Consider the following 25,940-nt stretch of genomic DNA (forward strand, 5'->3'; position numbering starts at 1 on the left):
TATTGAAATTACCTGGCCTTAAAAGGCCAGGTTGATTAGTTGATTGATGTCTTTTGAACTATTTAAAAGGTAAGAAATACCTCTATGAAGGTGAAGCTTAAAGTGGTAATTAAGCTCATCTTCATCTATTTCCCCAAAGTCGGTCTTTATTCTCTGGCGCAACATAGCTAAATAGATTTCTGAAAACTCACCACCAAATACTTTCCATGTCATTTCAACATTACTATTAGTGACGATATCTTCATGTGGTGGGATACTTTCCTCTTTCAAGGAAAGCATTAATGCCCAACGACAAAGTACGTTCCAGTTATCAATCTTAGTATATTTCTTTACTGTGATTAATTGCCCTTTGGCTTTCTCTGATAAGCGAACGGTTTCAATGCTCATGCTGACTCTCCAAAGTAGCCTTCTGTAATAGTTGATGTTTTAGCTGTCTCCTCATAGCTAATGTGATATTCCTTAGCTACTGAAGGTTTTAGTTTTTTGTAGTACTGTCCAGCGATCTCTTCGTCGGTTGATAGAAGAATGACTTGGCCGGCTGCTTCTGGGAAATAGTTCTCAACTAGCTTTGTTCTATGTTTACCATCTAGTCGCCCCATAGGAGTATCAATGATTGTTGGAATTTCCTTTCCTGAAGCTTCCGCTAGTGCCCAAAGGATAGCTACTGACAATAGCTGGCGCTCGCCAGCTGAAAGGCGTTTAGTATCCAGAGCTAAACCATCCAAGCCTAAAAGGGTCAAATTGAACGTTTGAGGGTTAATACTCACCTTTGCAACCAGTTCAGATTTTCTCTCTAGTGAAGCGAACTTACTTTTAATGCGTTTTTCTAACGTTGCAATGTTATCTTTAACCAGTTGTGCCTTGAATTCGTCAACAATGCCTCTCATTTCAATTAGATGCTCTGCGACTTGCTCGTTTCGTTTACCTTCAAAATCCTCAGCATTTTTCTGAATCAAAGTTGCATCTAGACGAGCTTCATTCTCATTGATTTGAGTTTTACATAGAGCCATCTCTTCCATTAGGGAGTCTAGTGCTGTTTTAGAATGGGCGATAGATGCTTCTATTCGGCTTTTTGCCTCAATTTGATCTTTAACAGACTCAGAATCAGGAACAGCATCTAGCTTTTTATCTAGTAGAGCTAGTGTCTCTTGTTGTTCACTTTTTTGCTTTAATAGTTCTTCACTTTCCGTTTTATCTGACTCTATCGTGTTTGCAGCGAAGTCAAATATTACAGGGTTAACGTCTAGGTACTTTTCTTGGTTTAAATCTGCTTTAGACTCTTGCCATATTGTGTTCAGCAGTTTGTTTACTTGCTCCGCTATATCATCAGTTGCTGAAGCTTTTAAACGTTTAATGAGCTCGTCATTATTGGTCTTGATATGTTTCTGTGCATTATCAAACCCAACAACTTCAGCTTCTATTAAGGCTTGTTCTTTTGTTTCTTTTAGTAATTTGTGCGCAACAGTTAATGGCATCGCACCAGCGGCCAGTTTGATGAGGTTGTGATCAATAGCCTCTAACTTGGAAGATACCGCTTTTCGGTCGAGTTGAATGTCATTAACTTCGTCTAACAAAGTTGCACCTGAGGTCTGCATTTGGATCTCGATGTCTTTTAACTGGTCAGCTAGAGCATTCTCATCATCTAGAATCTTCTGAACATTATCTTCGATATTCAAAAGGTTGTTATCTAGAAGTTCTTTTCTTTGTTTCAGCTCATCAACTTTTTTAGCCGTAGAGCTGTCTAGATTACGCTCTTGACGACGACGCTTTTGACTATGCAGGTCTTTAGATAATTGAGTGAAGAGCTCTAACCCAAGCAGTGCTTCAATACCTGTTTTTAGCAGTTGTGCTGAGCGAACTGGATCTGCTAAATCTTCAATTTTTTCGCCGTCAAAAAAGAATAGCTCTGACATGCTTTGAGGAATGAACTCGGACACGAAGTCGTTCCAATTATCCGTTAATAGGTTATCAAGCTGTCCGTTAACTAGAACTTGAACTTTGTCCGTAATGTCTTTGTTTGAGCTATTTTTCCAAGAACGAATGACTTCATATCGCTTGGTCTGGGTTCTTTGGGTATGGCGGAAAGACAGAGTGACAGAGGCAAATTTGTTTTCGCTGTATCTGTTGATTGCTTGCTTTAAATAATCGCTGTATGACAACTTACCGCGGTTGGAACATTTCGCGTTTTTTCCGTATAGAGCAAGCTGGAGAGAGTCTAAAAACGTAGTTTTTCCTCCACCATTTAGCCCCCCAAATAAGACAACAGGTTTTGTATGGTCTGTTACATCAAGGTCTACAGTGTGCTCCCCTTGATAGATTCCAAAGTTATGCAGCTTTACTTGTTCAAAAATCACGATTTGTCTCCCTTTGCAATTAAGTTGTCGGCAGACAGAAGTTTGTCATTACGATTATTCATTTCTAGGTTTTCTTGAGCTTTGCGATCTAATAGAGCGAAAGACTTATCGATCTGATGGATGTAGTATTCGTATAATTTAGTGAGGCCGTTTACCAATTTAGTTTCGAGTGTAAAGGATTCATCAGGTTGATAGTTGTCTGAAGTAATCTCCGCATAATAAGCTTTGTATTTCTTTACTTTACTTAGCTCTTTCTTTGAATCCAAAATTTGAAGGTTTGAAGCTAGGTTATTTAGGAACTCATGTTCGTTTCCAACTGTTTGAAGACGGTTCAGTTTTACGAGGGCTTCATTTTTTACCTTGTCTAACGCAAAGCGGCGAGCATGGTCGATACTCTCAAATGCACCCTTGTCGATAGCAGACTCTAAGTCATCTGAAATTTTAGCTCTGCGCAATTGGTGCTTATATCGATCTTCGATAGAAAGTAGAGTTCTGAGTTGCTGGTATTTAAGCTCATCAGGATCATTATGTTGCGAACAAAATGCTTTTAATTTACTTAGAATGTTGTGGTTAACAACAGGGCTGTAAGCTCTAGGCGCACCCTGGTACTTTTCACCAGTGACTTCTTGATAGATTAAAGGAACGCTGTCTTCCGCTTCATTTTTTTCATCAACCCAAATACGACGAATCTCTTCTAAATCATCAAGAGTTAGAAGCTCTAGGTTTTCAACATCCGCAGGTCCACACTCTCTAACTTCCAATTGAGCTTGTAAAACTTTACGAAGCATCGACTCTCTGAATGCCTGCTTATAAGGACCACGAACAATATCAGCAGGCAGATTCTCGTATTTAAAATCGGTGTTGTCTTCGTATTGAGCTAGTAGCTCAAACATATCTTCACTATCAGCAAGATCTTTTTGTTCACTAAACTCTTTCATACTGATATGAACGGTAAGGCTACCATTCATTCTTCTGAAATCACGATTGTGTTTATCTCGTGCAATTTTATTGGCTTTAGCATTTTTGTTAGAGTCATTGATGTCTATTTCATTGCGCAGAGCAAGTAGTGGTAGCATCCACTCTTTTTCTTCGTCATTAGCAATCATTGCTGCCATAGACTTATCTTCTCCGACCATAGTACATACGTAACAACCGAAACGGCTATCACCACAGCTTGGAGTTGATTTGTCTACTACAAGAGGACACTCGCCACCATCAGTAGCGCCCTGATACATTCCCAATAAATCAGAATTTCTATAACCCCATGGGTTTTTCTGCTGTGTTAGAAAGGACCAAACATCATCATTGGTCCAATCTTCTACAGGTGTATAAACCCATACACGGTCGAGCTGTGTATTTACGTTCAACCCATCTTCTTTACGAGTATTGTCGGAACGATTTTCAATGTTTGCCATGCTTGCTGAGCGAACTGTACTTTCGTGCTTGCGAGTGCCTAATACTAAGATTGCTTCACCATTCTTTTTAACGACATTTTGAATAAATGTGTTTGAAGGGCTTATCTTAAGTCTGTCTGTACACCAACGAAATTTGTAGCGTGGTGCAGGGTAGCCTTTGCCAATTAAATTAACCCAAAACCTATCTTCAGTTTTCGGGGTTAAGCGATGTGGTAAAATTGGTAGGTCTTGCTCATCTACTGCTTTCTGCATTTGTTTCAGTGAGCGATCAACCCAAAGAGCAACGATCGGGTTTTCAACCAAGGTGTCAGTGCTGATGACATGGACTGGTTTGCTTGCTTTACCCTCTTCTTTTAGTTCGGCTACGGCATTCCAAACAATTTGAAGTATGGCTGTTGAGTCTTTACCACCGCTATAACCTATCACCCAAGGAATATCATCTTTTTGATAGAGTTCTTTTGTTTTAGCAACTAAGCGTTGGATTGTTTCTTTGAAACCAAGGTCGTTAAATGCTGAGTAACGTGCTTGTTGAGTATTTACTGTCATAATTTGATTTACCCGTAGGCTTACTTGTTCTGTTTTGCTTGGTTGAATTTGGTTTCTTCAGCTTTTTCTTTCGTATTCAAAGGTATTGAAAGATAGTGCTTGATCCTATTTGCTGTCAGTTTCATGGCAACTGAAGAGTTCCTCATAGCACCATTAACAACACATCGTCCTTCCCAGTCTTTTTTATTGCTTCGTGACCAATCAATGTCTTTGAGCGCTTTAGTGGTTTTTTTCCAAGAAGGGTCGTTGTTCAGTAGCCAATTACCCACAATACCTAATGCTTGAAAGGTAACAGAATATGCATGGATAGACTCCTCTCTAACTTCACCACCTGAGACTTGCTCTTTGTAAACCAATGTCCAAGCCGGAATAATGTCAACTAAATGCTCCCAAAACTCACGAGCTATTGCGGTTTGTTCTTGGTATGTATTTTCATTGATTACATCGAAGAGTTCTTTGGTCGCTTTGTTTAAAGCGCTGTGGCTGACTAACTTTTTCGAACGCTTCCCTAGATTGCTATTCTCCATATGTATTAACTTGGAAAGCGCTTTACTTTCGAAAACAACATTTTTGGACAGGAGTGCATCTGGTTTTCCGTCGTAAGTGATACTTAAAGAACTGTCTGTTTTTACTGGGTATAAATTAAGATCTTTGAAGATCTTCTGTCGTTCTGGTAAGGATTTGCCGACAAAAAATACAACGGAGATGTTTTCTTCGCCAAGCGATGGGTCTTGTTTCAAAGCTTCTTGGATCGCTGCGTTACGATGTTGGCCATCCGTAATGTAAACTTCAGCATCGTCATCGATAGTCAAAGTCCCAATTTTTTGCTGGTGTTTGCCTTTACCTATAGGAGTGAAGCCTGTTTCGCCATCAATACAAGCGGTTAAAGCTGAAAAAACATAACTGTCTCTATTCTCTAAGATATAGTTGCTTATCTCAGGGATACGATCCGGGTTTAAGATTCGTTGAGCACGTTCATTGACTGGAAGTGTACTTTCATCAAACGTAAATATTCTTTTAAGTCTTTTGAGAGGGCACATCACCGTGTAGAATTCAGTATCTGCTTGTATGCCTTTTATGGCTGGGAATGAAGTTCCCGAAATTACATCAGTCATATCTTTATCTATTTATTGGTGTTTTTACGAACAATTGAATTTGTTCGTACGAACAATGGCGTGTACTATACGCTACTAACATTCCAATGTCTCCCCATTTGTAAAGGCTTTCCAATGACTACATACCTAGATTGCAATGCAACTACTCCAATGGCGCCAGAAGTCGCTGAAATTGTTAGTAAATACATGTTTGAAGAGCATGGAAATGCGGGAAGCAGGACTCATGAATTTGGTGTGAGAGCAAAGCAAGCCACTGAATTAGCCAGGAAACAGGTCGCTGATGTAGTAGGTGCAGAGAAGAATGAAGTTGTTTTTACTAGTGGTGCAACGGAAAGCAATAATATCGCTATTTTGGGCCTGAAATCATGGGCTAATAGCCAGGATAAGAAACACATTATAACCACCAATATTGAACATAAGGCAGTTTTAGAACCTATTGAGGCGTTAGAAGCTGAAGGGTTTGAGGTTACTTATTTAGGTTGTGATGAATCTGGGTTGATATCGAAAGAGTCATTAGCAGATGCATTGAGAGATGACACTTGTTTAGTAAGTATCATGCACGTTAATAATGAAACCGGTTCAATTCAGGATATACCCGGTTACTGTGATGTTTTAGAAAATCATACAGCATACTTCCACGTGGATGCAGCTCAAGGTTTTGGTAAATACAGCGAGTCTCTAAATCATAGCCGTGTAGATATGATTAGTGTAAGTGGTCATAAGTTGTATGGTCCGAAAGGTATTGGAGCTCTTATTGTTAAACGTCGAGGCTATAAAAAAGTCCCTCTAAAACCTTTGATGTTTGGTGGTGGTCAGGAGCGTGGCTTAAGACCAGGAACATTACCTGTGGCATTGATTGCGGGACTCGGTGAGGCATGTTCTATATCTAATAGGTACTCTGAAGCTTGGTCTAAACATTGCCAAAAATTAAAAGATGAAGCTCTGAGTAGCCTTTCTGAAATTGGTATTAAGGTTAACGGTTACAATACTGCGCCACATGTCCTTAATTTCTCTATTCCTGAGGTTAACTCAGAAGCTGCAATGGTAGCTTTAAAGGGAATTGCTGCTGTTTCCAATGGCTCCGCTTGCACTTCGTCAAGCTATACACCGAGTCACGTTTTAACTGCTATGGGGTTAGATGAAGAGCGTATTGATAGTGCGATCCGTATGTCTTGGTGTTATCAAACAAAAGAGTTACCATTGACGGCAATAGTAGAAAAAATCAAACAATATCTGTGAGTTAAATGAAAATTTATGAAGCTGCGGTCAGTGCTTTAAACATTGTTGGCAAACCGTCAAAAGTCGATGCTATCTACGAGACTATCGTTGAGAACAACTTCTATACATTTGGTTCAAAGACTCCTTTGTCGGCTTTGAGAGTAACCTTAGATCGACATTGTTCAAATAAAAGCATTTCACAGATGCACAAAGATCGTTTTTTCTACAAACATTCCGATGGTTCTTACGAATTACTTGCGGAGTATCGTATTGAGTATCTATCTAGCTATGAAGTTAGAGAGCCTTCTCCGGAAGCGGTGCTGGCTGATTCTACCATTGAACAAATTCTGGATCTGGCGACACAGCAGAAGGAGAAATGCAAAGCTGAGATACTTACATACTTAAGATCTTTGACTCCTTATCAATTTGAAGAGTTTAGTGAGCACTTTTTGACTTGCTATGGCTTTAAGAACATGGCTGTTACATCAAATAGCCGTGATGGTGGTATTGATGTTAAAGGGGCTCTGAAGATTGGTATTGCTGAAATGGGAGTTGCTGCTCAATGTAAGCGCTATGCTGAAAATAATAAGGTTGGCCGACCGGATGTTTCGCAATTTCGAGGTGATATTACTGGTGAGTTTGAGCAGGGGATTTTCATTACGACCAGTAGCTTCACGAAAGAAGCCATGGATATTTCATTTAAACCCGGCTGTGTACCTATAATTTTAATTGATGGGGAGCAACTTGCAGAAATTATGATTGATAAATGTATTGGTATTCAGAAGCAGCAGGTAGAGGTTTATGACTTTGATGCTGACCTCATCTTTGGCTGATAGTCAACTTGGTCTCAGTTCTTAAAGTAAACCCTTTAATTTCTTTATGTTCCTTCTCTAAAAGCACTTCAAATTCTGTTCTCATCATCTGTGTTTCCTCACTTGCTTCAAACTCCATGAGCTTCGCCAATCGTTTGTCGAAGCTCTGTTGTTTCTTGTAGTTCTCGTGTTCGGCTGGCATGTAGAGGTGTTTATTCAGCAATGGCGGCCTGCGCTCTTCATTGACGTAATCGAAGAAGTCGATATCTTGCTCAGCCATCTTGATTTTTATGCGTTCGACTAAGAAAGGAACTGATTTTTCAAAGTCATCATAGGCGGTGAGGGTGAGTTTCCCGGATGTGATATGAATTTTAATTAGGTCTATTTCTTCATCCAGTTCGCCATACATTTGCAACCCTGCACCAACGTAGACTCGCAGCAGTAGTGGTAAGTCGTCGATAAAGTCTCGATGTAGGATCAGTGAATGTCCTTCGTTGAGCAGGCTTGCTGGCAGTTGGCTGTGTGCTTTCTGGCACTGCTGTTGGATTAAGTCGGTGTCTGCAATCGCGAACAGTAATTCTGCAGCCAGGTTGATCGCGGTTTTGTAATCATCAAACAAGGCTTTGATGTCGCGCTTAAGGGGTTCTGGTTGCTGCGTATAGGGTTTTCTTTTCTCAAACAGTCCCATAGTAAAATAGAGGAGAAGATCTTCTTTTCGGCTCTTTTCTGCTTGTTCAAACTCTTTGGTATCAAACATCTCTTGCAGTAAGTTAAAGGTTTTTCTGTGTGAGCCTATTAACTCTCGAATTTTGTCAGATTGTTCAAATTCATCGTTGGCAGGAATACGGCCGAGTTCTAAGCATGTATTCCAAAAGCTGTTGAACAAGTCTTGATGCTGGGTAATAAGCAGTTTGGCTTTGTCTTTGGCTTCAATAGGCTCTGGCGAAGTCAGTTGCTGCCATTTATGGTGGCGTTTGTATTTACTCTGAAGGTACTGTTGTTCTTCCAATTTGTCTTTGAATATATAGAAAATACCAGGCGCGACGGTAATGGCGTCTTCCTGTAGGTTTCTCTCTATGTACGCTTTGATCTCTGATTGCGCGTAGTATTTTTGGAAGGTGTTACGAGAGGTAATCACCCCATCCTTATAAGGTTTGAACTGAGCAATGTAGTTTTCGTTAGCCAGCATGACAGAAACCACCAGAAATTTATCTGCTAGCTCCCATGCGCCTAGTAGGGCATCGAGTCTTTCATCTTGATCTTCTATTACGTTAAGAACAAACCCTATGTTTACGATATCAGAATTGGATTTGTCGTTGTCGGGTTGAAAGTTCGGATCCCAACCCAGAGCGTCGAGGCCATGTGCTTCAAGCTCCCTTAAATCGTCTCCGCGGCCGCAGCCGTAATCGAAAATTGAGTGCTCGCCTTTTAAGTAACCATGTTTAACGAGAGTCTTCATTGGTGCAGAGAGTTCATGGCGCACGATGGCCGTTCTGTGCCTATCAATCCCAGCCTCTTCTTGCGTTGTCACAGAGGAGCATCGGAATAATCGACCATCGACAAGCTCGTAACCATGGCGTGCTATTAGGTTTTCCCAAGAACGTTTAAAACCAATCAAACGGCTGTTTTCGTACAGGCCTGCATTCTCGCCTTCTTGTGTGAGTGAAACGAAGTGTTCGTAATATTCACTTGTTGGCAAAACCATGGTTTCTTTTCGATGTAAGATCGGCGGGTTTTCAGATTCGCGATAGCCTGTAATTTTGTGGCTTAGCTTAGAGAGGTCGACATTGAGGCTTTGTTCTAATGCGGGATAGGAATCAGTATAAAAATCAGGGTAATGAAGAAGAGATAAACGGAACTCTTTTTTAAACAGCTTAACGAGGTTCCAGTCTTCTTCATCTAAGTTAACGGCTTTTGCTACGGCGGGAATGAACTGTGTTAATACTTTAGGCAATGCGCTGAATGCGTCTTTATGAAGATAAATGGCATCGGGAAGTTGTTTTCCAACTTTTATTTGAGAGGTAAGTTCAGCAAATAGCTCTTCGTTCATTCCTATTCCTTAGGTGTTTTTGAAGATTATAAATCATCAAACAATGCCTGTGTGGCGCTGCCTTTTGCACTTTTTGTGTTTACGCGAAGCCCATCACTTCGGCGTTGTCGGATAAGGGCGTATTTTGAATTATCAGCCCCAACGCTAATATGCAAAGGTTTATCTTTGCCATAAAAATAGAGTCGGTCGAACTCTAAATGCTTACAGATAAATCGAGCGACCTCATCCATACGTTGCTCATACCCTTCAACATAAATATCACACGCAGCCCCGCTGCGCTTACAGATACGACTATCCCGGGAGTTGAGTTCCATAGAGGCATGTTGGTCAATATCGGGCGCCATATCTCCAGGGCTATTTTTTAATATCCACCTCAAAAGAGGATGACTTGTATAACCATAGGTCACCGTTATTTCTCCTAGTGAGCGTTCGATAGGTTGTAAAATTTGAACCGCTAAACACTGAAGCTCAGTGGCAGAAAGTTTATTAACCTTGTTGTCTCCTAAGTAATTAGGATGTCTAGACTTATGCCAATCAATAAGCTTGTGGTGCATATTCTGTCCTTAGGGTTCTAGGTTGCTACTATATTTAACGAACGACAGCAGCAAAATCAATGCAATTCGGGGGTTATGTATGCTGTTCATTCTCGCTTTACTCTGCATCTTCTTGTTGGGGTATCTTGCCCAAACTACGGGCCTTTGTATGGTTAGAGGAGTGAAAGAGGCGACAAATGGGTCACCGATGTTCATCATCGCGATTGTGTTTAGTGGTTCGCTGGCTTGGGTCTCTATGGGGTTAGGTTCAGTGGTTGAGGGGCGCCAGTTGTCCATAGCTTTTTGGCCGAGTTTGTTCTCACTGCTTGGTGGCTTTCTGTTTGGTATTGGCGCGGCAATCAACAGTGGTTGTGGGGTTTCTACAGTGAGTAGGTTAGCTCGCGGCGAAGTGGTTATGTTGGCGACTATATTCGGTTGGTTTGTTGCTTGGTTGGTGTTTGCTCCAGTTTTGCCTTCGGAGTTGAAAGGAGCTAGGTTGGTACTGTCCGACTTTTCTAGATACGTATTCCTTGGAAGTATCTCGTTCACAATTGTGGTGAGTTGTTATTTCATGAATGCGGTAAATCGTAAGTTATGGTTATCAATGCTGGGGATTGGGTTAACGGCAGGCTTTGTATTCCTTTATGAGCCACACTGGACGCCAAGTGGGTTGTTGAAATCTATGGGGACTTCTCTTTGGCACGGTAAAGCTGAAGATTGGCCAAGCAGCGAGCGTTTTATCTTGATGATCTCGCTGTTAGCTGGAATGGTTAGCGCCGCGTTATTTACTGGGTCGTTTTCACTGAGGTTAAGCCCTATACGTCGATTGGGTAAACATTTGGTTGCGGGTGTGCTTATGGGGCTTGGTGCTGTGATGGCTGGTGGAGGAAACGATACTCAACTGTTAGTGGCGATGCCTGTACTTTCTCTGGCTGGCGTTTGTTCTGTGTTGAGTATCATTGTTGGCATATATACCGGAGTTAAGTTGATTCAAAGCCGATAGTTAGCGACAGTACAAGCTAGTGTAAGTTTGCAATTTGAGAACATAATGAAATACATCGGAATTGATGGCTGCAAGGCGGGGTGGATCGCTTGGATTGTCTCTGGCAATGATCTACCTACGTTCAAAGTGGTAAACACGCTCGATGAGTTAGTCGATGAACTTGCAGGTTCGACGACGTTAATCGATATGCCGATTGGTTTTAGTGATGCACAAACTCCAGATCGCTTGTGTGACAAAGCAGCAAGGCGTTTTCTAACCAGCAAACGTGGTTCTTCGGTGTTTCCGGTTCCGTGTCGTGAGGCGGTTTACCAAACCGATTACATTGCGGCGTGCAGTGCCAATGTGGAGCAGCTTGATAAGAAGTTTTCTAAACAGACTTGGGGAATTGTGCCCAAGATTCGCGAGCTTGATGAGCTCATTGAAACTCATCCCAATCTTTCTATCAGGGAATCACATCCTGAAGTGGTGTTTGCAGCATTGAAAGACGAACCGCTGACGTTTTCAAAACGAACGCAAGAAGGCAAAGAGGAACGGCTTTCTATTATTCAGCAGCTATCCCCTCAATGGTGTGACCGCTTGTCGTTGGCTATTTCAAATACCAAACGTAAAGACGCCGCGATAGACGATATTTACGATGCGTTCGTACTTATGTTAGTTGCCTATTACGCTCCGCAATTATCGACCTTACCTGAACTTTCTGATGTTGGTGGAGAAGCTGACAAGGATCAGAACGGACGAGTTAGAGAGATTGTTTACTGGAACAAAACACGCTAACAAAGCGTGCGCTCAACTTGGCTTAATATGCTATTTTCCAACTTATGTTATTTTCCAACTCTGCTACTTTTCACTCTTACTATTTTTGAGTTTTTGATATGAAACGTTTTATTGTCGGCTGTCTGGCCACTGTGCTCAGTGCAGTGAGTTATGCCCAAGTCGCTCCTATATCTCAATGGCAATGCGACATGATGAAAAAGAACAATGTCTTGAGTAGTGGTGCGCCCGTTGGTTGTGAGCGACTATCCAAAGTGGATTTCGATTTCATTAGTTTCAAAGGGGAAACGCAACAGGGCAATATGATCGTGCTTGATGTTATTGCGCCTGCTGTTGAACAAATCTTTTCAGAGCTCAAACAGCGCAATTTTCCTCTTCATTCCGCTCGCCTAATGCGTGAATTCAGAGGTGATGATAGCGCCTCAATGGATGCGAACAACAGCAGCGCCTTTAACGCTCGTCCTATTACAGGCGGAGGAGGTTGGTCGAAACATGCCTATGGTGTGGCAATCGACATCAACCCAGTTCAAAACCCTTTCTTAGAGTTTGATAGCAACGGAAGAATCACGGTAAAGCCTTCACAATCTGCGACAAGTTATGTGAACCGTACTCGTTTTCGTGCGCGTAATGAAATAGAACGCAGCGGCATGGCAGAAGATGTTGTGGAGCTGTTTGCCCATCACGGATTTATGATCTGGGGAGGGGATTGGAATTCCCCAATTGATACTCAGCATTTTGAGGTCGGCTCAAGAAAGTTTGTTAACCAACTGCTCTCTAAACCACAACCTGAAGCCGAGGTGTTATTTGAGCGCTACGTCGAATCTTATCGACAGTGCTATCTCAAAAATAAAGGTGAGGACGCAGAAAAAGCTCGAGCTATCTGTGCAAAGAAAACAGTCGGGACTTTTTAGTGCTATGTTTATCTAGAACCGTTTGTGTTTTAGCAAGTTAAACTCGCTTCAGGTGTGTTTTGAATCGCTAAGGTCAGCGCTCGTCGTTGGCCTTTTTTGTATTCATTTCTTCAATAGAACACCGAGTATTGAAAAAGGTTATTGGGTATCCATTAGTCAATAATCGATAAGCGAATGCAGCGCAAAGTCATCGGTTTGTCATTGAAAAACTCATAGCGTTAACGTTATGTGAGAACCATTGCTGGTGGGGGAACTCTTCGCGGAAACGCCAGTATTATTAGTGAACTGATCACAACGGACCAACTAATGAAAAAGATACCTTTGGCTCTAACTCTTTTAAGCACTCTACTTTTTTCACAATACACTTTGGCTACTGACACTTCACCTACCACTCAAAATCCCACTTACGAACTCGATGGTAAAGCAGTATTAGGCCGCACTGAGAACGTGTACCTATCTAGCGTTCAAGGGCTAAAAGACGTTCCTTTCATTGGTAAAATTGATACCGGTGCGGAAACCACTTCTATGCATGCTGAAGACATTCATGTGAAGAGCTCTAATCCCGATTACCAAAATCTCAAAGACCAAGAGTTGATGGCGGCGTTAACCGAAGACCTGTTGAACAATTCCGATGTTGATTACAATGATTGGGATGGCACTACCTTTGCGAAATATGAGGCTGTGGTGTCTTTTAAGGTTCAAAACCCGCGGACGGGAGACATGGTATTAATCGAAGCGCCTTTAGAGCGTGTCAGCATGATACGCAGCCGCACCAGCAGCACGCCTTTGCATCGCCCTACCGTAAAAATGTCGCTCACCATTGCAGACCAAGAGCTAAAAACCGACGTTAACCTGACCGACAGAAGCCACTTCTCTGCGCCAGTGCTGATTGGTAAAACCTTCCTTGCGGATAACGCGCTGGTGTTTGCAGGTTATGACTATTTACAAGAGCAAGAGAACGCGACCGTTGTTGGCCGAAAAGAGGTGGTGTCTATCTCTGGAATGGCGATGAACGCGACCTTCTCATTAAAAAATCGCTACAGCATCCTTCATGCAAAAGACATCGATATAGATAAGAAGAACAGTGAAGTGACGTTTGATATGTTCGATAACGACGGCAAGCAAAAAGAGATGACATTGCCGTTGGTTCGTATGTTAAGCGTGAGCGGTAAGAAGAGACCTTTGGTGTATGTGCCTGTTCAACTCGATGAAAACACGACTAAAGACGTTCTGGTGTACCTACGTGAGCGCTCGAGTAGTGAATCGCAGTTGAGATTTGGAACCAACACAGCCAGCGAACTCTTCATGATTGATACCAGTGCTGAGAATATTTTATCCGAAGGTTCAGAGAACTTTAGTGATGTGGCTGAGTCTGGTGAGCCTATGATTATCTCTCCGGAAGAGGACATTACGATTGATAACTTCCCGCTTAAGGCCGTGGCTTCTTTCACTGTCAATACACCTTTGCTGAAGGTCGACAGTTTTGAAATGACAGGTAAAGGCAAAGATGCTTCCGTTGAATTTTATCTTACGGATGTAAATGGTGAGAAGCAGAAGGTGACCAAGCCAATTATTAAGAAGCTTAAAGTCGGTGATGATACTCGTCCGGTTGTAAGTGGTGAGTTTGCGGTGTCTGGAAAAGTGCGTACGCAAGAGTTTGCCATCGATGTGCTTAATACAAATGAGAAAGAAGCGTACTTTATTTTAGGTAAGAAGATGGCAAAAGAAGGCGTTTACGTTAATACGCGTTCTGATTACCTTCTGAAAGCCGAACCACTGTTTAAAGTTGGGCATATTGAAGTAGTAGAAGTGAACGGCATGAAGTTCCCGGCCAAGCTCGACACAGGTGCCGATGTAAGCTCAATGAACGCAGTCAACATCAAACGATTTAAGAAAGATGGCCAAGACATGGTGAGCTTTACCTATCAAAACAACCAAGGCGATAAGCAAGATTTCACCAAGCCAGTGATTGATGTAATGCGCATTAAAGCCAAGAAAGGCGAGAAGGTGAACATTCGCCCTGTGGTAGAAATGAAGGTTAAGCTCGGAGACCTAGAGAAAGAGGTGAGGGTAAACCTTCAAGACCGTTCTCGCTTCGAATACAGCATGATCCTAGGTAAGAACTTCTTGAAGCACGGCGCAGTAGTGAGCAGCGATGAAGATTACTTGTTAGGTGATATGGAGTAACCCCTAAACTTATCTAAGTTCGTAGCAGAACAGATCTAAACAGCCACACATTTCATTAATGGGATGTGTGGCTTTTTATTGAGAGCCTAAACGGCTAACCATCAATGCCTTGTGAACAAGTTAAAAAAAACGGCTCCTTAGAGAGCCGCTTATTACTTAGTCATCACCTAAATAATCATCATTATTTGGGTTATGTGCATCAGACCAATCATCCATATCAGTATCGTTGTTTGGGTTGTTGATATCTGACCATACATCGAGCTCGTCTTGAGACATATCACTTGAATTTGGCATATTATTTCTTCCCTTGTTGATTAGGGTTTAGTTGTTTACCGCGGTTGCCTTTGTTCTGATCATGCTGACGGTTAGTGCCGCTTGTTCCCTTGTTGGCATTAGGGATGTTTGCTGCATTGTCTGCTGGTGTGATTTTCTTAGCCATTGTCAATTTCCTTGTTTAATAACTAGCCTTGCGGATTTGTTTAATGATTCGCTCAAATCCTTGCCTAGTTGTGATTGCTTTGGGATAAAGCCCATCAGGAGCAACACGCCAAACAAACCGGAACCCTCTACCCAACTTAAACCTAATATAGGTCGGACAAGAGCGGATCTTCTTACCCCCTAAATTTGGGTATAAAGCTCCAGCTCGGAGTTGGGCTTCAATACTGAAAGCTCGCTCTGCATAGCATGGAGGGAGTTGAGATTGGAATGTATCAATAAGCTGTTTAGTTGAAGTCATTCTTGCTCTCCCTGATGAACTGATAGCAAGAATGATTGAGTGCACTGCACTCGCAACAACTAATTTAATAAATTATTTAATAGGTCATCGAACTCGACGGCTTCGAGGTATTTCTGCTTGATAAGGGTTTGGTATTGAGCCAGCGCAGGAGTTGTATTTCCTAGAGAGCATGCTGCAAGGTAGGCTTTTTCTATATCCTGATTGAAAAAGTGCATGATCATTGATTCACCTTGTGTCAGCAAGGCGCTTTGAGCCAATAGAGCCTGCATTACACTGGTTACGCCATTAAGAGAAAGTTGCGGTAACTCTTGAAAAGGTTTTGGTAACTTTTCCTTACTCAGGTCGATGTGTTCTGATTTTAATTTTACGATCAGCTCTGACAGCGTAGTCGTTTGAATGCCAACTGCGAGAATAGATTGTCTACCCATGACGACTGTTTCTAAAAAGTCCGCCGCTTCTATGCGTTTTTTAGAATGAGAAAAGATCTCTTTGACTCGTTTACTATCAGCAAAGAACCCTTGTAGCAAAACGGCATTATGGAGTTTGGTTAGGCTATTACTTGCAATGAGCAAGTTGTTCTTTGTTGAGCCCAGCGCCATAGGCTCTTTTTTAACCTCAAAGAAACCTTTGCTTCTTACTAGTGGGTACACCAAATCTTTGAATGATTTATGTTCGGCTAACTTTATGTTAAATAGCTTCTTAATTGCATCAGGCGTTGAGATGTAGCTATCGTTAGATTTCACACGATAGCTCCAATAGTTTTCGCTCTGGCAACGGCTTATCTTTTAATGACTCGCGTGCAATAAACTGTGCTCGCTCATACCAATCTGAACGGCAGCCATATTCGGACTTTTCATATTGGTCAATCACTCCCAAGCAGTATCCTGCACGTAAACTTTCTGATAGCGATGTGGTTTGTGCCGCTAACAATCGTTTCGAACTTTTGGAGTCATAAATATTGATAAGTTCAACACAGCTATCGACCAGAGAGAGTTTTTTAGCATTGGAAACCATTGGTAAGATCGCTAGTGCAATAGCAAGCATGGCGTGTTTTTTATTGAGCATTTGTTACCTCAGCGTCCGTTTGTGCTTGTTTAGTATCGTTGTCGTTATTTGGGGTTTCTAATGGGGTGTCTGAGCCTGGGTTTAGAATCAGATCCTGGCTTGGAACTGCAATATACAAGCACAGTAATATAATGCTGAAAGAAAAGATTTGGTCGTAACTTTGCTCTAGCAATAACAGGTTTTTAAAGTGCTCGGTACCTTCGAATAGGTCAATAAAAACAATCGTACTGGCACAAAGTAACGCAGCCGTAATGAATTTTCCGTGCCATAAAAACGGGGTGCTAATGATATGCCACCAGCGAAGTGAGGTTTGTTTTGTATATACCCAATAGCGTTTTAACAACACAAGAAATGAGATAAAAAAGATAATCTCGATGGTTGATACATCAGAGAACCCATCTTGATATTCAAAAATATTGAGTAATTCAAAACTGATGACTGCAATACTCATACTGACGAGGAAAATGTAAATTAACGCTTTTAAAATAAATCCTAGCAAGCGACTTAATGTCCAATCAACCTGCTGTAAATAGTGTTTTAAAGAGGGCGTAGCCAATTTGGGCTTCGGGGTATCGTTGTTGATAGTGCTCTGCTCATGATTTGTTTACGTAATAGATATTTTACATACATCACGGGTGTTTAATTGCATAAAAAATAGATATTAATATGAAATGTTATGCAAATCATGGATTGCATCGATGATTTGTTGTGTTTGCACTCTTTCATTGCCCCACCAGCCCTACGACAATGCGAGAGTATGTGTCAGGTGAGTCATTGCCATACTTAGGGCGGAATTATCGCTTAAAAGTGCTTAAAGGCGACTTAAAGCCTACAAAACTACTTAATGGACGTATTACGGTCACCGTTTCCGACCCATCCACACAAACGCACTATATTCTCCGAGCTTTAACGAATTGGTATAAGCAGCCATGCTGATAAGAAGATTCGAGAGAAGGTAAGGCGTTACGAATCGTTGGTGGGCGTTGAAACGGGAGTTGTTCGTACTAAAGAGTTTAAGAGTAGATGGGGCAGTTGTACCCCTTACGGTGATTTAGAATTTAACTGGGTGATTGTCATGGCTCCCAACAGGGTTGTTGATTACGTAGTGGTGCATGAGCTTTGTCATCTAATCCACCATGACCATTCGCCACAGTTCTGGAAAGAAGTTGAACGAGTCATGCCCGACTATAAAGAGCATAAAGAGTGGCTTAGAGGAAATGCACAAAATCTAATCATATAGTGCGTACGTTCACTAATGTAAAAAGACATCCTCAAATGAGACATAAAAAAAGGGCCAACTCTTTCGAGTTGGCCCTTTCCAAACGTTTGGTGGAGCTGGCGGGAGTTGAACCCGCGTCCAAAAATCATTCATCATTGGTACTACATGCTTAGTCGATCTTTAATTTCACCAGCAACCTGCGAACCGACACGCTAGTTAAAGGCTAACCTGAATTATAATTCGCGCTTTTCCTCTCAGGTGGGAGAAGCCACGCTAGCTAGTTTGGGTTTGATCTCTTATTGGTCCCCGTCTTACGAGCGGAAGCTAGGGTAAGAGAGCTCTGAGCAGGTTATTAAGCTGCTAGTGCGTAGTTTTCGTCGTTTGCGACTATTTTTTTGCGGCTTTTAACGTGGCCAACCGCCCCACGGCATGCACCTCAGACTTCAAAATTCCTGTCGAATCCTAAATCAGCCCCAAGTGTTATTTGCATAGTACCAGAAAAGCTTACCCTGTCTAGCACTGTGCGTTTAAGTGCTTAAAATTAACGCAAATTACTCTTCATAATTCGTGCTTTATCTCTCGCCCAATCTTTTTCTTTCATATCAGTACGTTTATCGTGCAGCTTTTTACCTTTCGCTACGCCAACTTTAATCTTCGCCCAAGAGCGAGACCAGTAAAGTGCGGTTGCGACAAGCGTCATGCCTTCACGGTTAATACGACCGATAAGGTTGTCGAGTTCTTTTCTCGACATTAATAGTTTACGGATACGTGTTGGGTTCGCCACGATATGAGTACTCGCTTGAGTTAGCGGAGTAATCGTCATACCACTGATGAATGCTTCGCCATCTCGGATGTATACGTAGCTTTCTGCGATATTGGTTTTGCCTTCACGTAGGGATTTTACTTCCCAGCCTTGTAGCTCAAGCCCCGCTTCTATCTCATCATCGATGAAATATTCGTGGCGAGCTTTCTTATTAAGCGCAATGGTATTACTACCGGCTTTTGATTTTGATTTATTCTTTGCCATAATGGCCTCATTATACGGAATGCGCCCTAGATGGGGAATCCTTTTTATTTGCGCTCTGGCCCAATACAATTAAAATTGCAGTTTGTGTTAATGTAACGCTGTCTTTAACAGGAGTCTATATGCCAAAGGTTACTCGTTCAGCATTAGTGTCTTTTAGTGCCGACCAGATGTTCAGCTTGGTCAATGATGTTGCTCGTTATCCTGAGTTTTTGCCAGGATGTTCTGGTTCTCGTGTGATCGAATCTTCAGATTCCGCGATGGTGGCTTCGGTTGATGTCTCTAAAGCTGGTATCAGTAAAACATTCACTACGTCGAATCGAATGGCGGATGGTGCTGAAATTTTAATGGAGCTGGTAGATGGCCCGTTTAAGAAGCTGGAGGGGGGCTGGTATTTCACTCCTCTAGACGACCAAGCATGTAAGGTTGAACTTAAACTAGAGTTTGAATTTTCTAGTCGAATGATTGAAATGGCATTTGGCAAGATTTTCAATGAACTGACAAGCAATATGGTCAGTGCTTTTACTCAACGAGCGAAACAGGTTTACTAAGCCATGACTATTGAATCAGATATGATCCACGTAGAAGTTGTGTTTGCGCTTCCACATGAGCAGCGTGTATTTACCTTAGTGGTAAATAAGAACGCGACCGTTGAAGAGATTATTGCGCAGTCTGGTGTTTTAGAGTTGTATCCAGAAATCGACTTGGCGAAAAATAAAGTTGGCGTATACAGCCGCAACGTTAAGTTAGATGCAACCGTTCGAGATAAAGATCGTATCGAAATTTATCGAGCACTGTTAGCCGATCCAAAAGAAATTCGCCGTAAGCGTGCTGAACAAGCAAAAGCGGCCGCAGCTAAATCGTAATGCTAAACAAGTTTGACTAAGAAGAGAGCTCGCTATATTGGCGAGCTTTTTTGTGCCTGTTGGTTAGACAACGCAGCTAATTTGTTAGCAGATATTAAAAAGCCTGCTCATGTGAGCAGGCTTTTGCGATTCTTGCTTTGTCGACGGATAGTTTTGTCGACTGATAGCTTTATCGGCCGAGAGCTTTGTTGACTGGAAAGCTAGCGAAGGCTTTCGAAGAATTCATCACTGGCTTCAAAATCACCATTGATCGTCACTAAGGTGCCCGTTGCATCAAAGTTAACAACAAGATTTTTTTGAATCGAGTCTTCATGGCCTTTTGTGTGGTGGTAAATGTAGTACCACGTATCTGGGTAGCCATTTTCGATAAGCATAGGTGAGCCCATAACGTAACGAACTTGTGTTTTTGTCATGCCAAACTTGAGCTGATCGACAGCTTCCTGTTCAACATAGTTACCCTGATTGATGTCAATTCGATAAACCAACTTCTCTAATAGAGAGCAACCGGTCAACATTGTTAGTGCAAGTGGAACTGCAACTAACCACTTTTTAATTCGCATAGTTTGAGATCTTTCTTCGCTAAAATACTGCCTGATAATAAACAAGCTCCAGCAAGAAGTAAAAAGCTCCTTGCGCTTTGAGCTTGTTATGACTGGCAATTTTGAATTAAGTTGCAAAATTGCCAAGAATTTTCGGTAAATTATCAGAAAGTTGCTGAATATGTAACCTATGCTGCGATTAATAACTCTTTTGCATTGGCAAGCGTCGATTCGGTAATCTGGCTGCCACCAAGCAGTCGAGCAAGCTCTGAAACGCGTTGTTGCTCATCAAGCGTGTGCATTTGAGTCTCGGTTTTACCTGATTTCGTGTTCTTCGCTACAAAAAGTTGTTGGTGACCGCAACCGGCAACTTGAGGTAAGTGAGTCACGCACATAACTTGTGTCGATTCGCCCAGCTTACGTAGCATTTTTCCGACAACCGCAGCGGTTGGTCCACTGATACCCACATCGACTTCATCGAAAATCAGGCTTGGTGTATCCACTTTTTGCGCTGTGATCACCTGAATCGCTAATGAGATTCGTGATAACTCACCACCAGAGGCCACTTTCGCAATCGGCTGCATCGGTTGGCCTGGGTTGGTCGAAACAATGAAGGTCACGTTATCCATACCCAATGGAGAAGGGTGTGTGTTGGTGTTGTTCACTTCAATGGCAAACTGCGCTTTTTCCATGCTCAGTTCGTGCATGCTTTGCGTGATCAGCTTGTTGAGCTCTTTTGCGTAACGAGTTCGAGATTTATGAAGCTTCTCTGATTTAGCAACGAACGATTGGTATTGGTTTTCCACCTCGTTTGCCAGTTCTTCTAATTTTTCATCAGAGCAATCAAGCGCTTCAACTTGTTGTAGTAAGTCTTGATGGTGCTTATACAGCTCTTCAGGTAACACGTGGTGTTTACGAGACATCGACATCACTTTAGAGAAACGCTCCTCAACGTAAGCCATACGACCGGGATCAACATCAATGCTGTCTAGGTAGGTTCTTAACTCGTTGTTGGTCTCTTCGATCTGAATAATGGCTTCAGAAAGCAAGTTCGGTAACTCGGCCAATCTTTCATCTAGCTCAGCTAGCTGAATTAAGGAGTTATTGGCCGATTGCAGAATACCAAGCGCATTAACTTCTTCGCCTTCATAAATAAGCTCGATAGCTTGCTGACAGGTTGTGGCCAGTTCTCCGCTATTGGAGAGGCGCTTATGCTCTTGTTCGAGGTCTTCATATTCTTCCTCCCCAATAGACAGCTCATTTAACTCTTTGATTTGGTATTCAAGAAGTTGTTTTTGAGCTTGGTTTTGCTGGCTATTTTCACGTAACTCTTTTAAGTGGTTATCCGCTTGTCGCCAGGCTTGATAAGCATTACGTGTCGATTTCAATAGGTTCAAGTGGCCTGCGTATTGATCAAGCATGGCCATTTGGTAATCGCTTTTCATCAACTGGTGATGCGCGTGTTGACCATGGATGTTGATCAGCAGTTGTCCTAGCGATTTCAATTGCGAAAGAGGGACAGGGCTACCGTTGATGAATGCACGAGAACGACCTTCTTTTGAGATGGTTCTGCGCAGGATGCACTCACTGCCATCAAGCAATTCGTTGTCTTCTAACCAGCGGGTTGCATGCAGATTGTTCTCAAGTAAAAAAGCGGCACTGACTTCGGTTTTTTCTTCACCTTGTCGAACCATTCCTGCATCGGATCTTCCCCCAAGACATAAGCCTAAAGCATCGATAGCGATAGATTTACCCGCACCAGTTTCCCCGGTGATTGTTGTCATGCCTTTAGATAGTTCTAGCTGTAAAGACTTAACAATAGCGAAATTATTAACACTTAAATGAGCCAGCATTTTTATTTACCTGTATAACTGAACAATACTGTATATAAGTTCAGTATATACTGTTTCTTTATACAGTAAAGTCGACAGGTGAAAATTTTTTGCGACCGTTATCAGAATTGAGGTTGTTCGTAGATCACTGAAACCGCTATAGATTCCCAACTCAGTCGTTCCTCCCTCTTGGGAGTGGAGGTATAAGGAACTGCAGAGAAGCTAGAGCCGACGGGCTTTTACTGGCAATAAAAAGGCTGACGAATGTCGTCAGCCTTTCAAATTTTCGGTTACCACTGGAGCGTTTATTCTTTTAGAACAGCTTACTCGACCAACCTAGTTTGTTACGTAGAACATGGTAGTAGTTGTAGTCTTTAGGATGGATCAACTTAAGTACATTCGGGCTTTGGTAAATGTGGATCTCATCACCAGGAGAAACAGGCAGTGAGATTTGACCATCGCAGCTCACCTCCTGAGTTCCACGGTTATCAGGCGATACGATAAGCTTAATACGACGCTTGCCATCCACCACTAATGGGCGGCTTGAAAGGGTATGCGGGAACATTGGCACGAGTGAGATAGCATTTAGGCTTGATGACAGGATAGGGCCGCCGCCGGAAAGCGAGTAGGCGGTAGAACCTGTCGGTGTTGAGACGATTAAGCCATCAGAGCGCTGTGAGAAGGCGAAGCTATCATCGATATACACTTCGAACTCGATCATGTGCGCCACTTGTCCGGGGTGCAGTACTGCCTCATTAAGTGCCGCATTGTGGCTTTTTATCTGGCCGTGACGATGAATTTCCGTTTCAAGTAAGAAGCGCTCTTCTTCCATGAACTCGCCTTTGAGAACATCAGTCAACGCGCTCTGGAAGTTTTCAGGGTTGAGATCGGTTAGGAAACCAAGATTACCTCGGTTAACACCAATCACTGAAATGTCGAAACGTGACAAGATTCTAGCCGCACCGAGCATGTTTCCGTCACCACCGACCACAATGGCGAGATCGGAGCGTTTACCTAATTCAATCAGGCTAGAAAAATGTTCTTTTGGGATGTCGTCTAAAATAGTGGCGAGTCTGTCATCAACAAACACTTGATAACCCTCAGCACTTAACCACTGATAGAGCTCTCTATGAGTCTGAATTGCTTGCTGATCTCGAGGTTTACCGATAATGGCGATGACTTCAAATGGCTTTTTCATAACGTTTCCAAACGAATTAGGCTTGAATCAAAATTCTTCATCCCCATAATAAAGGCAAGTTGAACGTCTATGCGAGTGTTTTATATCAATTTGGGGTGCAAACACGCCTGTCACTTGCATTGAAAACGAATTCTGGAGATATCATGAGCAACGAAGAAAACAAAGTAACCGAAGCAGAGCTAGATCAGATCATCGCTGAAGCTGAGAAAGTTGAAGAAGCTGAACTGAATGAAGACGCTGCTGATGAGCAGGAAGCAAAAATCGCTCAACTGGAAGCTGCACTGCTTTCTAGTGAATCTAAAGTGAAAGAGCAGCAAGATTCTGTTCTTCGCGCGAAAGCTGAAGTTGAAAACATGCGTCGCCGTAGCGAACAAGAAATTGATAAAGCGCGTAAATTCGCTTTGAACAAGTTTGCTGAAGGTCTGCTTCCTGTAATCGACAACCTAGAGCGTGCAATGCAAGCAGCAGACGCTGAAAACGAAGTGGTTAAGCCACTGTATGAAGGTGTTGAGCTAACGCACAAAACGTTCGTAGACACAGTTGCTAAGTTTGGTCTTAAAGAGATCAACCCTGAAGGTGAAGCGTTCAACCCTGAATTCCACCAAGCGATGTCTATTCAAGAAAGCCCAGATCACGAATCAAACACGGTTATGTTTGTGATGCAAAAAGGCTACGAACTAAACGGTCGTGTGGTTCGCCCAGCGATGGTTATGGTTGCTAAGTAATGACGTATTACGTTACCAAGTGGTTGACTGGCGCATTGACTGAATTAGTAGCAGCGACAAAATAAATCACTGGTTTACGTAAAATAAAAAGAGAGGCATAGGCCTCTCTTTTTTTGTGCCTATAACTTGAGAGTCCACGTAAATAAGCATCAAAACCGCATTAAGAATGTCGTTCTTTTTATTTCATTCAGATCAGCGATTTAGAGTTTTGTGTTATGAAACTTGTTGTGATTGAGTAAATGTTTTGATGTCACATTTGTGATGTTTTTGTAAATAAATACTTTTAATTGTTATCTTTATATGTAAAATCCACTGCCATATAGCGATTTTGGTCGCATATATAACTATAAAAGTACAAATTTCAAACACAACAAACTGGAGAAGAACGATGGATAAATCGCTCTCAAGTAAAATTTTTGTAGGCTTGTTCGCCGGTCTACTTATTGGTACTGCTATTCAGTACCTATTCAGCGGTATTGCTATTTTTGATACGTATCTACTTGGCGCTGCCGAAGGTGCTGGTGGTATGTTCGTATCACTTATCAAATTGCTTGTAGTTCCTCTTGTATACGTATCTATTGTTTGCGGTATTGTTGAGCTAAAAGATATTCGTTCATTTGGTCGTCTTGGTGGTAAAACCTTTGGTCTTTACATTATTAACACCATCATCGCGATTTCAGCAGCGCTAACGATTGGTCTTATTTTCCAACCAGGTGCAGGTGCGAACCTTGCGGGTACGGTTTCTGAGACAATTGCGCTTACAACAACTGAAACACCAGACATCTTCTCTCTTGTTGTTAACATCGTTCCTAGCAACCCTGTAGAAGCGTTCGCAAGCGGCGACATGCTACAAATCATCTTCATGGCAATTTTGACAGGTCTTGCTATTCAAGCGCTTGATTCTCGTGGTGGCCCAGCTATCAAGACATTCAAGATGGCTAACGAAATCATGATGAAGCTTATCGGCCTAGTAATGAGCTTGGCGCCTTACGGTGTATTTGCTCTGATGATTCAACTGGGCGCAACACTGGATGCAGACACGCTAATGTCAGTTGCTGGCTATGTGGCGCTTGTGGTTGCAATGCTTGTGTTCTGGATTTTCTTCTTCTATCCAATGATGGTTGGTTCATTCACTGGTATTTCTCCAAAGCAGTTCCTACGTGCAACTCGTGAGCAAGTTCTATTCTCACTATCTACAGCAAGTTCGAACGCAACAATCCCAGTAACAATGCGTACTCTTACTGACAAACTAAACGTATCTAAGTCAGTAGCAGGTTTCGGTGTACCACTGGGTGCAACAATGAACATGTCTGGTGTATCTATCTACATTGCACTCGCAACTATGTTCGTAGCAAACGCGTTTGGTCAGCCAATCAATACTGCTGATATCTTCACTCTTGGTCTAACTATCCTGCTACTGTCTATCGGTGCTGGTGGTGTTCCTGGTGGCGGTGTTGTGATGGTCGGTGTTCTATTGCACCAACTAGGTTTACCACCAGAAGGTCTAGCGATTGTTGCTGCTGTTGACCGTATCTGTGACATGTTCTGTACTTCTTCAAACGTAGTCGGTGATACAGCGGTTAACACTATCGTTGCTAAGTCTGAAAACGAAATTGGCGTTGAAGCTAACGAAGAAGCTGAGCTGCAAAAAGCAGAAGCTTAATTCTTAATTAAGACTCAATAACTGCGAAGCCCCGCTCAACCAGAGCGGGGCTTTTTTGTTTCTGATGATAAGTGCTTTGGGCTATCTGATAACTTAGCTAAAAAGATCTTTGATTGGTGTTAAGTCTCATTTTTTCTTTTTACTCGTGCCGAATTGGC

The 25,940-nt window shown here is 42.2% G+C and carries 27 protein-coding genes and 1 other RNA gene; 12 read left to right on the plus strand and 16 right to left on the minus strand.

Translation table 11 applies throughout. The annotated features are described in order from the left end of the window. Window positions 1-18: 18 nt before the first annotated feature. From dndE to dndB, 4 genes are read right to left on the minus strand one after another with little or no spacing between them, the layout of a single operon-like run. Complete coding sequence (dndE, locus tag AB6E54_RS08495) at window positions 19-387, minus strand: DNA sulfur modification protein DndE (protein ID WP_102269950.1); 369 nt, start codon at window positions 385-387, stop codon at window positions 19-21. Further along, entirely contained in the window at window positions 384-2,354 is a 1,971-nt protein-coding gene (gene dndD, locus AB6E54_RS08500) for a DNA sulfur modification protein DndD (protein WP_372168838.1), read from the minus strand. The genes dndE and dndD overlap by 4 nt, the downstream gene beginning before the upstream one ends. Further along, window positions 2,351-4,315 carry a DNA phosphorothioation system sulfurtransferase DndC gene (gene dndC / locus AB6E54_RS08505; protein WP_372168840.1) on the minus strand — a complete coding sequence of 655 codons (1,965 nt, stop codon included), beginning with the start codon at window positions 4,313-4,315 and terminating at the stop codon, window positions 2,351-2,353. The genes dndD and dndC overlap by 4 nt, the downstream gene beginning before the upstream one ends. Window positions 4,316-4,335: 20 nt before the next feature. After that, window positions 4,336-5,430, minus strand: coding sequence for a DNA sulfur modification protein DndB (gene dndB / locus AB6E54_RS08510; protein ID WP_372168841.1), 1,095 nt, complete (start codon window positions 5,428-5,430; stop codon window positions 4,336-4,338). A 114-nt stretch (window positions 5,431-5,544) separates the two neighbouring features. Between dndB and dndA the strand changes: the two genes are divergently transcribed. Next, a complete protein-coding gene (gene dndA / locus AB6E54_RS08515) occupies window positions 5,545-6,669 on the plus strand; it encodes a cysteine desulfurase DndA (RefSeq protein WP_372168842.1) in 1,125 nt (374 codons plus the stop codon). Window positions 6,670-6,674: 5 nt separating this feature from the next. Beyond that, on the plus strand, window positions 6,675-7,481 hold the full coding sequence (locus AB6E54_RS08520) for a restriction endonuclease (RefSeq protein WP_372168844.1): 807 nt from the start codon (window positions 6,675-6,677) through the stop codon (window positions 7,479-7,481). Here AB6E54_RS08520 and AB6E54_RS08525 read toward each other — a convergent pair. Together AB6E54_RS08525 and AB6E54_RS08530 are read right to left on the minus strand one after the other, a co-directional pair. Then, window positions 7,468-9,510, minus strand: a complete 2,043-nt coding sequence (locus tag AB6E54_RS08525; protein WP_372168846.1) for a DNA phosphorothioation-associated putative methyltransferase — start codon at window positions 9,508-9,510, stop codon at window positions 7,468-7,470. The genes AB6E54_RS08520 and AB6E54_RS08525 overlap by 14 nt on opposite strands. Before the next feature lie 26 nt (window positions 9,511-9,536). Further along, window positions 9,537-10,064, minus strand: coding sequence for a hypothetical protein (locus tag AB6E54_RS08530; protein ID WP_372100201.1), 528 nt, complete (start codon window positions 10,062-10,064; stop codon window positions 9,537-9,539). A gap of 187 nt (window positions 10,065-10,251) precedes the next feature. Here AB6E54_RS08530 and AB6E54_RS08535 point away from each other — a divergent pair, with 187 nt between their 5' ends. The 4 genes from AB6E54_RS08535 to AB6E54_RS08550 all read left to right on the plus strand — a co-directional run bounded on the left by AB6E54_RS08535 (window position 10,252) and on the right by AB6E54_RS08550 (window position 14,915). After that, window positions 10,252-11,046 carry a YeeE/YedE thiosulfate transporter family protein gene (locus AB6E54_RS08535; RefSeq protein ID WP_372168856.1) on the plus strand — a complete coding sequence of 265 codons (795 nt, stop codon included), beginning with the start codon at window positions 10,252-10,254 and terminating at the stop codon, window positions 11,044-11,046. Window positions 11,047-11,091: 45 nt separating this feature from the next. Then, window positions 11,092-11,820: a DUF429 domain-containing protein gene (locus AB6E54_RS08540; RefSeq protein ID WP_372168848.1), complete on the plus strand. Its 729-nt coding sequence runs from the start codon at window positions 11,092-11,094 to the stop codon at window positions 11,818-11,820. A 98-nt stretch (window positions 11,821-11,918) separates the two neighbouring features. Continuing rightward, window positions 11,919-12,728 carry a M15 family metallopeptidase gene (locus AB6E54_RS08545; RefSeq protein ID WP_372168849.1) on the plus strand — a complete coding sequence of 270 codons (810 nt, stop codon included), beginning with the start codon at window positions 11,919-11,921 and terminating at the stop codon, window positions 12,726-12,728. A gap of 306 nt (window positions 12,729-13,034) precedes the next feature. Then, window positions 13,035-14,915 (plus strand): RimK/LysX family protein, encoded by a 1,881-nt coding sequence (locus AB6E54_RS08550; protein WP_102333734.1) that lies wholly within the window; start codon window positions 13,035-13,037, stop codon window positions 14,913-14,915. Between the two features lie 156 nt (window positions 14,916-15,071). On the opposite strand, the gene AB6E54_RS08555 is transcribed toward AB6E54_RS08550, so the two are convergent. The 5 genes from AB6E54_RS08555 to AB6E54_RS08575 all read right to left on the minus strand — a co-directional run bounded on the left by AB6E54_RS08555 (window position 15,072) and on the right by AB6E54_RS08575 (window position 17,167). Beyond that, window positions 15,072-15,209, minus strand: coding sequence for a hypothetical protein (locus AB6E54_RS08555; protein ID WP_170967427.1), 138 nt, complete (start codon window positions 15,207-15,209; stop codon window positions 15,072-15,074). 1 nt (window position 15,210) lies between these two features. Continuing rightward, window positions 15,211-15,354: a hypothetical protein gene (locus tag AB6E54_RS08560; protein ID WP_170964600.1), complete on the minus strand. Its 144-nt coding sequence runs from the start codon at window positions 15,352-15,354 to the stop codon at window positions 15,211-15,213. Between the two features lie 356 nt (window positions 15,355-15,710). After that, window positions 15,711-16,394, minus strand: a complete 684-nt coding sequence (locus AB6E54_RS08565) for a hypothetical protein (RefSeq protein ID WP_102333735.1) — start codon at window positions 16,392-16,394, stop codon at window positions 15,711-15,713. Beyond that, a complete protein-coding gene (locus AB6E54_RS08570; RefSeq protein WP_054542203.1) occupies window positions 16,384-16,716 on the minus strand; it encodes a hypothetical protein in 333 nt (110 codons plus the stop codon). The genes AB6E54_RS08565 and AB6E54_RS08570 overlap by 11 nt, the downstream gene beginning before the upstream one ends. Continuing rightward, complete coding sequence (locus AB6E54_RS08575; RefSeq protein ID WP_102333736.1) at window positions 16,706-17,167, minus strand: hypothetical protein; 462 nt, start codon at window positions 17,165-17,167, stop codon at window positions 16,706-16,708. Before AB6E54_RS08575 ends, AB6E54_RS08570 begins: the two co-directional genes overlap by 11 nt. A gap of 296 nt (window positions 17,168-17,463) precedes the next feature. Here AB6E54_RS08575 and AB6E54_RS08580 point away from each other — a divergent pair, with 296 nt between their 5' ends. Both AB6E54_RS08580 and AB6E54_RS08585 read left to right on the plus strand, forming a co-directional pair. Beyond that, window positions 17,464-17,652, plus strand: a complete 189-nt coding sequence (locus AB6E54_RS08580; RefSeq protein ID WP_372168851.1) for a YgjP-like metallopeptidase domain-containing protein — start codon at window positions 17,464-17,466, stop codon at window positions 17,650-17,652. Between the two features lie 40 nt (window positions 17,653-17,692). Then, window positions 17,693-17,956, plus strand: a complete 264-nt coding sequence (locus AB6E54_RS08585; RefSeq protein WP_229649987.1) for a M48 family metallopeptidase — start codon at window positions 17,693-17,695, stop codon at window positions 17,954-17,956. Between the two features lie 87 nt (window positions 17,957-18,043). On the opposite strand, the gene ssrA is transcribed toward AB6E54_RS08585, so the two are convergent. Together ssrA and smpB are read right to left on the minus strand one after the other, a co-directional pair. Continuing rightward, window positions 18,044-18,410, minus strand: a transfer-messenger RNA (tmRNA) gene (gene ssrA / locus AB6E54_RS08590). Between the two features lie 66 nt (window positions 18,411-18,476). After that, window positions 18,477-18,962, minus strand: a complete 486-nt coding sequence (gene smpB, locus AB6E54_RS08595; protein ID WP_004735156.1) for an SsrA-binding protein SmpB — start codon at window positions 18,960-18,962, stop codon at window positions 18,477-18,479. A gap of 119 nt (window positions 18,963-19,081) precedes the next feature. Here smpB and AB6E54_RS08600 point away from each other — a divergent pair, with 119 nt between their 5' ends. After that, window positions 19,082-19,510 carry an SRPBCC family protein gene (locus AB6E54_RS08600; protein WP_010438915.1) on the plus strand — a complete coding sequence of 143 codons (429 nt, stop codon included), beginning with the start codon at window positions 19,082-19,084 and terminating at the stop codon, window positions 19,508-19,510. A 3-nt stretch (window positions 19,511-19,513) separates the two neighbouring features. Then, window positions 19,514-19,825 carry an RnfH family protein gene (locus AB6E54_RS08605; RefSeq protein WP_010438916.1) on the plus strand — a complete coding sequence of 104 codons (312 nt, stop codon included), beginning with the start codon at window positions 19,514-19,516 and terminating at the stop codon, window positions 19,823-19,825. 200 nt (window positions 19,826-20,025) lie between these two features. On the opposite strand, the gene bamE is transcribed toward AB6E54_RS08605, so the two are convergent. The 3 genes from bamE to nadK all read right to left on the minus strand — a co-directional run bounded on the left by bamE (window position 20,026) and on the right by nadK (window position 23,394). Continuing rightward, entirely contained in the window at window positions 20,026-20,385 is a 360-nt protein-coding gene (gene bamE, locus AB6E54_RS08610) for an outer membrane protein assembly factor BamE (protein WP_010438918.1), read from the minus strand. A gap of 167 nt (window positions 20,386-20,552) precedes the next feature. Beyond that, window positions 20,553-22,217: a DNA repair protein RecN gene (gene recN / locus AB6E54_RS08615; RefSeq protein ID WP_017059862.1), complete on the minus strand. Its 1,665-nt coding sequence runs from the start codon at window positions 22,215-22,217 to the stop codon at window positions 20,553-20,555. Window positions 22,218-22,509: 292 nt separating this feature from the next. Beyond that, on the minus strand, window positions 22,510-23,394 hold the full coding sequence (gene nadK, locus AB6E54_RS08620; RefSeq protein ID WP_372135089.1) for an NAD(+) kinase: 885 nt from the start codon (window positions 23,392-23,394) through the stop codon (window positions 22,510-22,512). A gap of 143 nt (window positions 23,395-23,537) precedes the next feature. Here nadK and grpE point away from each other — a divergent pair, with 143 nt between their 5' ends. Both grpE and AB6E54_RS08630 read left to right on the plus strand, forming a co-directional pair. Then, entirely contained in the window at window positions 23,538-24,119 is a 582-nt protein-coding gene (gene grpE / locus AB6E54_RS08625) for a nucleotide exchange factor GrpE (RefSeq protein WP_017069543.1), read from the plus strand. Window positions 24,120-24,507: 388 nt separating this feature from the next. Beyond that, window positions 24,508-25,782 carry a dicarboxylate/amino acid:cation symporter gene (locus AB6E54_RS08630; protein WP_019823920.1) on the plus strand — a complete coding sequence of 425 codons (1,275 nt, stop codon included), beginning with the start codon at window positions 24,508-24,510 and terminating at the stop codon, window positions 25,780-25,782. Window positions 25,783-25,940: the final 158 nt, after the last annotated feature.

The sequence above is a fragment of the Vibrio sp. 10N.247.311.49 genome (assembly GCF_041467655.1).
Taxonomy (GTDB): domain Bacteria; phylum Pseudomonadota; class Gammaproteobacteria; order Enterobacterales; family Vibrionaceae; genus Vibrio; species Vibrio crassostreae_C.